The sequence below is a fragment of the Kocuria sp. NPDC057446 genome, assembly GCF_042802875.1.
GTDB lineage: Bacteria > Actinomycetota > Actinomycetes > Actinomycetales > Micrococcaceae > Kocuria.
In genome coordinates this window covers 1-9,763 of the sequence record NZ_JBHVDI010000147.1, presented here as the reverse complement: position 1 = coordinate 9,763, position 9,763 = coordinate 1, and the positions used below count along the sequence as shown (strand labels likewise).

General features: G+C 74.9%; 10 protein-coding genes. 6 read left to right on the top strand and 4 right to left on the bottom strand.

What is annotated here, in order from left to right:
• Window positions 1-172 precede the first annotated feature (172 nt).
• Window positions 173-1,030 (top strand): DNA-methyltransferase, encoded by an 858-nt coding sequence (locus tag ACFU0Y_RS14870; RefSeq protein ID WP_380215300.1) that lies wholly within the window; start codon window positions 173-175, stop codon window positions 1,028-1,030.
• A gap of 45 nt (window positions 1,031-1,075) precedes the next feature.
• On the opposite strand, the gene ACFU0Y_RS14865 is transcribed toward ACFU0Y_RS14870, so the two are convergent.
• Complete coding sequence (locus tag ACFU0Y_RS14865) at window positions 1,076-1,927, bottom strand: PHP domain-containing protein (protein ID WP_380215299.1); 852 nt, start codon at window positions 1,925-1,927, stop codon at window positions 1,076-1,078.
• Window positions 1,928-2,008: 81 nt separating this feature from the next.
• Between ACFU0Y_RS14865 and ACFU0Y_RS14860 the strand changes: the two genes are divergently transcribed.
• The gene (locus tag ACFU0Y_RS14860) at window positions 2,009-3,583 is read left to right on the top strand and encodes an aminopeptidase P family protein (protein ID WP_380215298.1); all 1,575 of its coding nucleotides are present in this window, start codon (window positions 2,009-2,011) and stop codon (window positions 3,581-3,583) included.
• A 19-nt stretch (window positions 3,584-3,602) separates the two neighbouring features.
• Here the strand turns inward: ACFU0Y_RS14860 and ACFU0Y_RS14855 are convergent, their stop codons facing one another.
• Window positions 3,603-4,475, bottom strand: coding sequence for a general stress protein (locus ACFU0Y_RS14855; RefSeq protein ID WP_380215297.1), 873 nt, complete (start codon window positions 4,473-4,475; stop codon window positions 3,603-3,605).
• 141 nt (window positions 4,476-4,616) lie between these two features.
• Between ACFU0Y_RS14855 and ACFU0Y_RS14850 the strand changes: the two genes are divergently transcribed.
• Genes ACFU0Y_RS14850 through ACFU0Y_RS14840 form a run of 3 tightly spaced genes read left to right on the top strand, consistent with a single transcriptional unit; the run spans window position 4,617 to window position 7,720 of the window.
• Window positions 4,617-5,918: a magnesium transporter MgtE N-terminal domain-containing protein gene (locus tag ACFU0Y_RS14850; protein ID WP_380215296.1), complete on the top strand. Its 1,302-nt coding sequence runs from the start codon at window positions 4,617-4,619 to the stop codon at window positions 5,916-5,918.
• A complete protein-coding gene (locus ACFU0Y_RS14845; RefSeq protein WP_380215295.1) occupies window positions 5,911-6,540 on the top strand; it encodes a DUF1003 domain-containing protein in 630 nt (209 codons plus the stop codon). The genes ACFU0Y_RS14850 and ACFU0Y_RS14845 overlap by 8 nt, the downstream gene beginning before the upstream one ends.
• Window positions 6,533-7,720, top strand: a complete 1,188-nt coding sequence (locus ACFU0Y_RS14840; protein WP_380215294.1) for an Mrp/NBP35 family ATP-binding protein — start codon at window positions 6,533-6,535, stop codon at window positions 7,718-7,720. Before ACFU0Y_RS14845 ends, ACFU0Y_RS14840 begins: the two co-directional genes overlap by 8 nt.
• A 36-nt stretch (window positions 7,721-7,756) precedes the next feature.
• On the opposite strand, the gene ACFU0Y_RS14835 is transcribed toward ACFU0Y_RS14840, so the two are convergent.
• Window positions 7,757-8,104: a Sec-independent protein translocase TatB gene (locus ACFU0Y_RS14835; RefSeq protein ID WP_380215293.1), complete on the bottom strand. Its 348-nt coding sequence runs from the start codon at window positions 8,102-8,104 to the stop codon at window positions 7,757-7,759.
• Between the two features lie 37 nt (window positions 8,105-8,141).
• Complete coding sequence (locus tag ACFU0Y_RS14830; RefSeq protein WP_380215292.1) at window positions 8,142-8,813, bottom strand: hypothetical protein; 672 nt, start codon at window positions 8,811-8,813, stop codon at window positions 8,142-8,144.
• A 248-nt stretch (window positions 8,814-9,061) separates the two neighbouring features.
• Here ACFU0Y_RS14830 and ACFU0Y_RS14825 point away from each other — a divergent pair, with 248 nt between their 5' ends.
• A complete protein-coding gene (locus tag ACFU0Y_RS14825; protein ID WP_380215301.1) occupies window positions 9,062-9,694 on the top strand; it encodes an O-methyltransferase in 633 nt (210 codons plus the stop codon).
• The last annotated feature ends 69 nt before the right edge of the window (window positions 9,695-9,763 follow it).

The window sequence follows — 9,763 nt, the reverse complement described above, 5'->3', positions numbered from 1 at the left end:
CGTCGGGCGCCCCGCGCGAGGACGGCCGGGGACCCCGGGGCGCGGCGCGGGACGCGGCCGCCGAGGCCGCCCGGGAGACCTCGGTGGAGCGCACCTCGGACGGGACCACCCGGCGCCGCCGGCGCCGCCGCAGCGGCGGAGCCGCGCAGGAGCAGAGCGGCACCGCCGCCGAGTGAGCCCCTTCGCCTTCGACGCCGAGGGCCCCGACGCGGTGGTCGCCGCGGAGAACCTGGATCTCCTGCGGCGGCTCCCCGGCGGGGCCTTCCGCATGATCTACGTGGACCCGCCCTTCAACACCGGCCGCACCCAGCGCCGGCGGGAGTCGACCGTGACCCCGGTCGCCGCCGGCGAGGGCGACCGCACCGGTTTCGCCGGACGCTCCTACGCCACGGTGCTGGGGGCCCTGCGCAGCTACGACGACGCGTTCGCCGACTACTGGGGGTTCCTGGAGCCCCGGCTGCGGGAGGCGTGGCGGGTGCTCGCCGAGGACGGGACGCTGTACCTGCACCTCGACTACCGGGAGGTGCACTACGCGAAGGTCATGCTCGACGCGATCTTCGGTCGGGAGTGCTTCCTCAACGAGATCATCTGGGCCTACGACTACGGCGGGCGCTCCCGCCGGCGCTGGCCCGCCAAGCACGACAACGTCCTCGTGTACGTCAAGGACCCCGAGCGGTACCTGTTCGACAGCGCCGAGGTGGACCGGGAGCCGTACATGGCCCCCGGACTGGTGACCCCGGAGAAGGTCCGGCTGGGCAAGCTGCCCACGGACGTGTGGTGGCACACCATCGTGTCCCCCACCGGGCGGGAGAAGACCGGCTACCCCACGCAGAAGCCCGTGGGACTGGTGCGCCGGATGGTCGCCGCGAGCTCCGCCCGCGGGGACTGGGTGCTGGACTTCTTCGCCGGTTCCGGGACGCTGGGCGCGGCCGCAGGTCAGCTGGAGCGGCGGTTCGTGTGCGTGGACCGCAACCCGGAGGCGATCGAGGTCATGCGGGCGCGCCTGCCGGGCGCGACCGTGTGGGACTGAGCACGGGTTCCCCCCGGTGCCGGCGGGGGTCCGGCCCGGGACCGGTCAGGGGTAGCGCACGGGGACGCCGGAGACGGCCTGCTCCTCGATCCGCACGAGCGACTGGACGGACGTCAGGTTCTCGCCCAGCCGGTTGGGCTTGCCGGCGCCGTGGTAGTCGCTGGAGCCCGTGACCACCAGGTCGTGCTCGGAGGCCATCCGGACCAGACGGGCCCGGGCGTCGTCGGGGTTGTCCCGGTGCGCGACCTCGAGCCCCCCGAGCCCGGCGTCGATCATGGCCTCGAAGACCTCAGGGCCCACCACCCGTCCGCGGGCGGCGGCCAGCGGGTGGGCGAACACGGGGACGCCGCCGGCGGCCCGCACGAGGCGCACCGCGTGCACGGGGTCCGGGGCGTAGTGGGGGACGTAGTAGCGGGAGCGGCTGTGCAGCACGGAGGCGAAGGCCGCCGTGCGGTTCTCCACGACCCCCACGGTCACCAGGGCGTCGGCGATGTGCGGGCGGCCCACGGTCGCGCCCTCGTGCACGTGGTCGAGGACCACGTCCCAGTCGATCGGGTAGTCCTCGGACAGCAGCTCGACCATGCGCTCGGCCCGGGTGCGCCGGGAGCAGCGGGAGGACTCGATCTCGGCGAGCAGCTCCGGCTCCCGCGGATCGTGCAGATAGCTCAGCAGGTGCACCGAGATCCCGTCCCCGGTGGTGCAGGAGATCTCCATGCCCGGGACGAACGCCACGCCCAGCGCCACGGCGGTGTCCCCGGCGGCCTGCCACCCGGACGTGGTGTCGTGGTCGGTGAGGGCGAAGACGTCCAGGCCCGCCGCGTGCGCCGCGCGGGCGACCTCCGCCGGGCTCTCCGTGCCGTCGGAGTCGGACGAGTGGGTGTGCAGGTCGATCTTCACCCCCTCCACGATACCGGCCCGGGCCGGACGGGCCGCCGCCCCGCGTGGCACGATGAGACGGACGACGCGAGGAAAGGAATCATGACAGAGCACAGCAGCACACCCCAGGACGCGGCCCAGCCGCTCTCGGACCGGGTCGAGAACCGGTCCCAGCGCCCCGACTCCGCGGCCTTCCAGGAGTTCATGGCCTCCCAGTGGGCGGAGGCGGAGCCCACCGAGGTGGAGCGGGCCCCGGTCGCGGACTTCGCCGCCGAGCGGCGCCGACGGATCTCCGAGCGCTTCCCCGGCGAGCGGCTCGTGCTCCCCGCCGGACCGCTCAAGGTCCGCTCCAACGACACCGACTACCGCTTCCGGCCGCACTCCGCCTTCGCGCACCTCACGGGGCTGGGCGTGGACCACGAGCCCGACGCCGTGCTGGTGCTCGAGCCCGTCGAGGAGGGCGCGGGCGACGACGGCGGCCACCACGAGGCCACCCTGTACTTCCACCCCATGGCCGGCCGGGACACGAAGGAGTTCTACGCCGACGCCAAGAACGGGGAGTTCTGGGTGGGTCCCCGCCCCACCCTCGAGGCGCTGGGTGCCGCCTACGGGCTGCGCACCCGGGACCTCGGCGGCCTCGAGGACGCGATCACCAAGGACGCCGGGCCCGGCGCGCTGGGCGGGCTGCGGATCCGGCTCGTGCGCGAGGTGGACCTGAACGTCGACGCCCTGGTCGACACCTCGCGGATCAACACCGGGGTGGACCTGGAGGCCTCGGACGCCCTCGACGGCGAGCTCGCCGAGGCGCTCTCGGAGCTGCGCCTCGTCAAGGACGCCCACGAGGTCGGGCAGCTGCGCGAGGCCGTGCACGCGACCATCGCCGGCTTCACCGACATCGTGCACGTGCTGCCCGCCGCGGCGGGCCACCGCCACCGCGGCGAGCGCATGGTCGAGGGCGCCTTCTTCGCCCGGGCCCGCACGGACGGCAACGACCTGGGCTACGACACCATCGCGGCGTGCGGCAACAACGCCACGGTCCTGCACTGGATCCGCAACACCGGCAGGGTCATCCCCGGGGAGCTGATCCTCGTGGACGCGGGGGTGGAGGCCGACTCCCTCTACACCGCGGACATCACCCGCACCCTGCCCGTGAACGGGCGCTACTCGGAGGTCCAGCGGCGGATCTACCAGGCGGTCCTGGACGCCGCCGACGCCGCGTTCGACGCCGCGGTGCCCGGCAACCGGTTCCGCGACGTGCACGCCGCGGCCATGGAGGTCCTGGCGCGGCGGCTCGAGAGCTGGGGGCTGCTGCCCGTGCCCGCCGAGGTCTCGCTCTCCGCGGAGGGCCAGCACCACCGGCGGTGGATGCCGCACGGTACGAGCCACCACCTGGGCCTGGACGTGCACGACTGCGCGCAGGCCAAGCGGGAGCTCTACGTGGACGGCGTCATCGAGCCCGGCATGGTGTTCACCATCGAGCCCGGCCTCTACTTCAAGGCGGAGGACCTCGCGGTGCCGGAGGAGTACCGCGGGATCGGCGTGCGGATCGAGGACGACGTGCTGATCACCGAGGACGGCAACGTCAACCTCTCGTCCGGGCTGCCTCGCACCCCGGACGAGGTCGAGGCGTGGATGACCGGTCTGTGGCACGCCCGGGAGGGCGTCGACCCCAGCTGAGCCGGCGGCCAGGGCGCCGTCAGCGGGAGGCGCCGGCGGACGTGCTCCCGCCGGCGTCCCGCCCGGTCGCCCCGGGCCGGGCCGTGTCGCGCCCGGCGGGCTCCTGCCCGGCAGGCTCCCCGGACGGCTCCGCGGCGGGGAGCCGGATGCCGTACTGGGGGCGGCCGTCGGGCAGGTCCTGGAACGTGGCGGAGGGCCCTGGCGCCGCGGTCTTCTGGTCCTGCGCCGCGGGTGCGGGGCCGCTCCCCGGCTGCGCGGGAGCCCCGGGGGCGGGCCGCTGCCACGGGGCCCCCTCCGGGGCCTGCCCCGGGGCGCCGCCCTGCGGGGGGCCGGGCCGCGCTCCCGGCGGCGGGCCCTGCTGCGGGGCGGGCCGCTGCGCGGGGGTCGCCCGCGGGAGGCTCTGCAGTCCGCGCAGCCCCTGCAGCACCTGCTGCGCGCGCTGGGCCACCTCGGGGGCGGCCACCACGTCGTAGGAGGTGGCGACGATCTGGTTGGTCGAGGTGAAGTCCCGCTTCCCGCGCTGCATGGCGTAGGTGATGGTGGCGAGCAGCATCCAGAAGGCCCCGCCCATCAGCACCGACACGAGCAGCGTGGACAGCCACTGCTCGCCGCCCAGCAGCGAGAGGATCATCCCCAGGAAGGCTCCGAAGACCATGCCGTTGAGCGCGCCCTGGCCGGCCACCTTCGGATAACTGAGCCGGCCGGTCACCTGCTCCACGGACTTCAGGTCGTTGCCGACGATCGCGATCCGGTCCACCTCGAACTGCTCGTCCGCGAGGTGGTCCACGGCCTTCTGCGCATCGGCGTACGTGGCGTAGCGCCCGATCACCTCCCCGCGGGGCAGACCGCGGACGGCGGGACTGGCGGAGGGCAGGGACCGTGGCGAGCTCATGGCCCCATTCTCCCCCATCCGGCCGCCCCGCCGCGCCCCGCGCGCCCCGCGCGGCACGCCGTGCCCGCGCCCGGTCCCGCGCCGGGGGGCGTGGCCTGCCCCCCGGACCGGACCCCGGGGACCGGTGGGTAGTCTTGTACGGTGAGCAGCCACATCGACAAGATCTTCATCGCGCGCCTGATCGGCCTCGACGTGTTCGACCCCCTGGGCGACCGTCTGGGGCGGCTGCGCGACGTCGTGGTGCTGATGCGCGGCAGCTCCCGGTACGGCCGCTCCTCCCGCCGGCCCCTCGTGGTGGGCCTCGTGGTGGAGGTCCTCGGCAAGAAGCGGGTGTTCGTGCCGATGACCCGCGTGACCAGCATCGACGCGGAGAAGATCATCAGCACGGGACTGGTCAACCTGCGCCGCTTCGAGCAGCGCGGAGCGGAGACGCTCGCGGTGGGCGAGGTCTTCGACCGGACCGTGGTGCTGCGCGACGGCTCCGGCTCGGCCACCGTCGAGGACATGGCGATGGAGCGCAAGCGCAACACCGGGGACTGGCTGATCACCCAGCTCTTCGTCCGCCGCACCGGCACGGGCGGGGGCCTGATGCGCCGGCGCAACGAGACGCTGATCATCGACTGGGAGGACGCGGGCGACCCCTCCGCCGCGGGCCACCAGCCGGCCACGCAGTGGGTCGCCTCCCACGAGGAGCAGCAGCCCGCCGACCTCGCCGACGAGCTCCACGACATGTCGGCCAAGCGCATGCTCGAGATCGCCCACGAGCTCCAGGACGACCGGCTCGCCGACGTCCTGGAGGAGCTCCCGGAGGAGGACCAGGTCTACATCCTCACCAACATGGAACCGGACCGCGCGGCCACGGTGCTCGAGGAGATGGAGCCCGACGACGCCGCCGACCTGCTCAACGAGCTGCCCGAGGCCCAGGCCGAGGAGCTGCTCGCGCGCATGCAGCCCGAGGACGCCGAGGACGTCCGGCGCCTGCTGGAGTACGAGGAGGGCACGGCCGGCTCGCTCATGACCCCCGTGCCGATCATCCTGCCGCCGGAGGCCACCGTGGCCGAGGCGCTCGCGCACATCCGCCAGGAGGAGCTCAGCCCCGCCGTCGCGGCGGCCGTGATCGTCTCGCGACCGCCGCTGGAGACGCCCACCGGCAAGTACCTCGGCATGGTGCACACCCAGAAGCTGCTGCGCTACCCGCCGCCGGAGGCCGTCGGCAACCTGATCGACCGCTCGTTCGAGCCGGTCTCCGACCTCGCCTCCCTCCAGGAGGTCGCCCGCGAGCTCGCGACCTACGACCTCACCATCATCCCGGTGGTCAACGACCACGACCGGGTGGTGGGGGCGATCACCATCGACGACGTCCTCGACGCCCTGCTGCCGGACGACTGGCGCACCGCCGACGACGGGACCCCGATCCGGAAGGTGGGCAAGCGGTATGAGTGAGCGCGAGCCCCGCCACCCCCGCGTCAGCACTCGCGGCAACGCCCTCGACCAGCCGCGCGAGCACCGGCCGGGGCTGCTGGACCGGTTCCGGCCGAACCCCGACGCCTTCGGGCGGATGACCGAGGGCTTCGCCCGCTTCATGGGCACGCCGCAGTTCCTGCTGTGGATGACGGTCTTCGTGGCCCTGTGGCTGGGCTGGAACACCATCGCGCCCCGGGAGCTGCAGTTCGACTCCAAGGACCTCAACTTCACGCTGCTCACGCTGATGCTGTCGCTGCAGGCGTCCTACGCGGCGCCCCTGCTGCTGCTCGCGCAGAACCGGCAGGACGACCGGGACCGGGTGACGCAGGAGGAGGACCGCCGCCGCGCCCAGCAGAACCTCGCCGACACCGAGTACCTCACCCGGGAGATCGCCTCGCTGCGGATCGCGCTGCGCGACGTGGCCACCCGCGACTTCGTCCGCTCGGAGCTGCGCTCGGTGCTCGAGGAGATCCTGGAGTCCCAGGACGACGCCCCGGACGCCGACGAGCCGGGGAGCCCGCCGAGGAGGACGGCCCGCCGCAGGAGCAGGACCCCCGACCGCCCCACCGCCCCCGAGACCCGAGGGAGCCCCCGTGCCTGAGCCCCGCCCCGACGACGTCCTCGCCCCCGAGACCCTCGACCCGGCCCTGCGCGCCGCCCTGGACGGCGTGCTCGACCCGGAGCTGCGCCGGCCCGTGACCGAGCTGGGGATGATCCGCTCGGCCGTCCTCGACGACGCCGGCCGCGCCGCGGTGCACGTGCTGCTGACCATCAGCGGCTGCCCGCTCCGCGGCACCATCGAGCAGGACGTCCGGGAGGCCGTGGGGACCGTGGCCGGGGTGCGCTCCGTGGACGTCGAGATCGGGGTGATGACCCCGGAGCAGCGGACGGCCCTCAAGGACCGGGTGGGCCACACCCGGACCGTGCCCTTCAACGACCCGTCCTCCCTGACCCGGGTGCACGCCGTGACCAGCGGCAAGGGCGGCGTCGGCAAGTCGACGGTCACCGTGAACCTCGCCGCCGCGCTGGCCGCGCGGGGCCGGTCGGTCGGCATCGTGGACGCGGACGTGCACGGGTTCTCCGTTCCCGGGCTGCTCGGCATCGACCGGGCGCCCACCCAGGTCGGGGACATGATCCTGCCCCCCGTGGTGGACGTCCCCGGGTCCGCGCGGGAAGACGGCGGCCGCGCGGGGCTGCTCAAGGTCATCTCGATCGGGATGTTCGTGGACCCGGCCCAGCCGGTGGCCTGGCGCGGGCCGATGCTGCACCGCGCCGTGGAGCAGTTCCTCACGGACGTGCACTTCGGGGACCTCGACCACCTGTTCCTGGACCTCCCGCCGGGCACGGGCGACATCGCGATCTCGGTGGCGCAGCTGCTGCCCTCGGCGGAGGTGCTCGTGGTCTCCACGCCCCAGCAGGCGGCCGTCGAGGTCGCGGAGCGCTCCGGGGCGCTCGCGGTGCAGACCGGTCAGAAGGTGGCCGGGGTGGTCGAGAACATGGCGGGCATGCCGATGCCGGACGGCAGCGTGCTCGAGCTGTTCGGGGCCGGCGGGGGCGCCCGCATCGCGGACTCCCTGACCCGGCGGCTGGGCTACGACGTGCCGCTGCTCGGCGCGGTGCCGCTCGACCTCGCGCTGCGCGAGGGCGGGGACTCCGGCCGGCCGGTCGTGTGGTCGGCCCCGCGCTCCCCCGCCGCGGTGGCGCTGCGCTCGGTCGCGGACGCGCTGGGCGCCCGCCCGCGCGGGCTCGCCGGGCGGCCGCTGGGCCTGGCGCCGCGCTGACGCGGCCGGACCCGCGCCGGTGCGTGACGGGTCGGCTCAGGTGGCCTCGGTGTCGAAGGGTGCCCGCTCGCCGGGCGCCAGGCGGGTCAGCGCCGGCCGGGGCCGCGGCGCGGCGGCCTCCGCCGGCTCGTCGTCCTCCAGCAAGGCCTGGCGCACGATGGTGCGGGGGTCGTACTGGCGGGGGTCGAGCTTGCGCCAGTCGACGTCGGCGATCTCCGGCCCGAGGGTCTCCTTGAGCTCCTCGGTGGCGCCGGTGGCGTAGCGCTTGGCGGCCTTGACGAGCTCCTTGAGCTTCTCCGCGTACTCCGGCAGCCGCTCCGGCCCGATGATGAACAGGGCCAGGAGCACCAGGATGATCGCTTCGCCGCCGTTGATGCCGAGCACAGGAAGAAATTTTACCAGTCCGCGGGCCGGGACCCGGTCAGCCGAAGATCTCGCGCAGGCCGGCGAGCACCGTCTCGGCGACGCCGGGGTCCCCCGCGGACGGCTCCACCACGCGACCCCGCTCGTCCGCGACGACCAGGCCCACGGTGCGGGCCATCGCGGACGGCCCGGAGTCCCCGGAGACCGTGTAGACGACCTCGTCCCCCACGAGCACGACCCGCCACGGCGGCCCGGCGTCCACCCACAGCGGCACGCCCTCGACGGCGACGCGCTCCAGCCCCTCGGCGCTGACGGGCAGCCCGGTGAGCCCGTCCATGGGGTTCTCCCGGTCGACGCGACCGCGCTGCTCGACCACGACCACCCGGTCCTCGCCGCGCTGGAGCCGGACGGCCACGACCGGGTGCTCGGCCAGCGTGCCGCGGGTCATCGAGACCACCCGGTAGCCGTCCGAGGCCAGGGTGGGCAGCGTCCAGCCCTCGGCGCGCAGCCGGTCCGCGGACGCCTCGTCGGCGTGCAGGACCCCGCCGGTGCCGTGCCACGCGGAGATCGGCACCCGCTCCTCGGCGCCGTGCGCGGACTGCGCCACGACGGTGCGCCCGACCGCGTAGCCGGAGCCCAGCACCAGGGTGAGCACCGCGCTCACGGTGGCCGCGGCCACGGGGACGGCGTTGCTGCGGCGGGCCGGCGCGGTACGGTCCGGGCGGGACATCGGTCCTCCTCGTGCGGCGGTCGGGACGATCGGGGCGGGACGACGGGTGCGGGGCGGTGCGGTGGGGCCGGGGGACCGCCCCCGCGCCCCGGGCCGCCCCGTCACCCGCTCCGGAAACGGCCCCGCCGACGACGTCGTGGTCCGCTCCATGATCGACCGGCAAGCTGGATGCCGACTGGGCGGTGGCCGGACGGCCGGGCCCAGCCGGTAGGATGGCGCGCATCCACTACAGCGACGAAGGGCGGACCATGGGCGCGGACAAGACGACGAGCTGGTCGTACGCCGAGGCGTTCGCCGCCGAGGACGAGCTCGCCTACCGCGCCCGGGAGCGCTCCCTCGCCCTGCGCATCCCCCCGGTGACCCCGGGGACGGCCGCCGCCCTCACCGTGCTCGCCGCGGCCGCGCGGCCCGCGACGGTGGTCGAGGTGGGCACGGGGGCGGGGGTGTCCGGCCTGGCGCTGCTGCGCGGGCTGCCCGGCACGTCCGTGCTGACGACGATCGACGCCGACATCCGGGCGCTGCGCGCCGCCCGCGACACGTTCCGCGAGGCCGGGGTCCCGACGAGCCGGACCCGCACCATCCCGGGCCGCGCGTCCCTGGTGATGCCCCGGCTCAGCGCCGGCGCCTACGACCTCGTGTTCCTCGACGCCGACGCCGAGGGCACCCTCGACTACGCGGAGGAGGCGGTCCGGCTGCTGCGCCCGGGCGGGATGCTCGTGGTCAACGACGCCCTCTCCCAGGACAAGGTGGCGCAGCCGGCCAACCGCGAGGAGAACACCCGGACGATGCGGGCCGTGCACCGGCTGTTCCGGGAGGACGAGCGCTTCAGCACCGCCCTGCTGACCACCGGCTCGGGACTGCTGCTGGCCGTCCGCCGCTGACCGGTCCGCTGCCGATCGCCGGGGCTCGGCGACGGTGAGCGGTCCGCGCGGACGGCGGGGGCCCGGCAC

What these genes read in the sequence shown, in the direction of transcription:
- ACFU0Y_RS14845 (WP_380215295.1), top strand. Translation starts at nt 5,911, where the DNA reads ATGAGTGAGCGCGAGCCCCGCCACCCCCGCGTCAGCACTCGCGGCAAC.
- ACFU0Y_RS14860 (WP_380215298.1), top strand. Translation starts at nt 2,009, where the DNA reads ATGACAGAGCACAGCAGCACACCCCAGGACGCGGCCCAGCCGCTCTCG.
- ACFU0Y_RS14830 (WP_380215292.1), bottom strand. Translation starts at nt 8,813, where the DNA reads ATGTCCCGCCCGGACCGTACCGCGCCGGCCCGCCGCAGCAACGCCGTC.
- ACFU0Y_RS14825 (WP_380215301.1), top strand. Translation starts at nt 9,062, where the DNA reads ATGGGCGCGGACAAGACGACGAGCTGGTCGTACGCCGAGGCGTTCGCC.
- ACFU0Y_RS14855 (WP_380215297.1), bottom strand. Translation starts at nt 4,475, where the DNA reads ATGAGCTCGCCACGGTCCCTGCCCTCCGCCAGTCCCGCCGTCCGCGGT.